Below are 1,111 nucleotides of genomic sequence, written 5' to 3' on the forward strand. Positions count from 1 at the left end.
CGCGCGGCGCGCGCGGCGGCGGCCGGCAAGTCGGGCGCCAAGCCTGCTGCGGCCAGGAAGAAGGCCGCACCGGCACGCAAGGCAGCCGCGCGCCGACGCTGACGTTTCCCGTGCCGGACTCGATGCAAGCCTTTGCCCACGCCCACGCCACCCACCCCGACGCCCGACTGGCCCTGGGGCTGGTGTGCGCGCAGCTCGACGCCCAGCTCGCCGACCGCCCCGCGCCGACGCTGGCTGGTGCTACCTGACCGACCACCACGCCAACGCCGCCGAGGCCCTGCTGGCCGACCTGCGCGAGCGCTTCCCGGGCACCGCCTGGGTCGGCAGCGTCGGCATCGGCATCTGCGCGAGCGGTGTCGAGTACTTCGACGAGCCCGGGCTCGCGGTGATGCTGGCGGCGATGCCGCACGAACAGTTCCGCGTGTTCTCCGGACGTCGGCCGCTGCAGGGCGATGCCGGCTTCGTGCCGCACACGGCGCTGGTGCACGCCGACCCGTCGACGCCCGAGCTGTCGGAGCTGGTCGGCGAGTTGAGCGAGCGGGTCGACAGCGGCTACCTGTTCGGCGGCCTCGGCTCGGCGCGCAACCGCGTGCTGACGATCGCCGCACCCGGCGGCGACGACGCCGATGAAGGTGGCGTGTTCACCGGCGGCCTGTCGGGCGTGGCGTTCACGGCCGACGTGGCGATCGTCTCGCGCATCACCCAGGGCTGCCAGCCGGTGGGCCCGGTGCGGGCGATCACGCGGATCGAGCGCAACGTGGTCTACGAGCTCGACGATCGACCCGCGCTCGACTGCCTGCTGGGCGATCTGGCCGTCGACGAGCAGGCGCCGCGCGAGGCGCTGCCCCGCATGCGCAGCACGCTGGTCGGGCTGAGCGATACCGCGACCCCGCAGCCGGGCGAGTTCGTCACCGCGGCGCGCGGCCATGCCTTCGGCACCGAGACGCGCGTGCGCCACCTGATCGGCATCGACCCGCAGCGCCGCGGCATCGCGATCGCCGACACCGCGCTGGCCGGCCAGCAGCTGGCCTTCTGCCACCGCGACACCGACGCGGCCCGCCGCGACCTGGTGCGCATCGCCACCGAGATCCGCAGCGCGCTCGAGCCCGAG

2 protein-coding genes are annotated in these 1,111 nt (G+C 74.7%); both read left to right on the top strand.

The window, feature by feature from the left end:
• Positions 1–248: hypothetical protein (locus x551_RS27860; protein ID WP_253950466.1), on the top strand; the 248-nt coding region annotated here is incomplete at its 5' end.
• Positions 185–1,111 (top strand): FIST N-terminal domain-containing protein (locus x551_RS22545; RefSeq protein WP_051512306.1); only part of this gene is annotated, 927 nt, incomplete at its 3' end. The genes x551_RS27860 and x551_RS22545, both read left to right, overlap by 64 nt.

This window comes from Methylibium sp. T29, assembly GCF_000576205.1.
In the GTDB taxonomy this organism is placed as follows: domain Bacteria; phylum Pseudomonadota; class Gammaproteobacteria; order Burkholderiales; family Burkholderiaceae_C; genus Methylibium; species Methylibium petroleiphilum.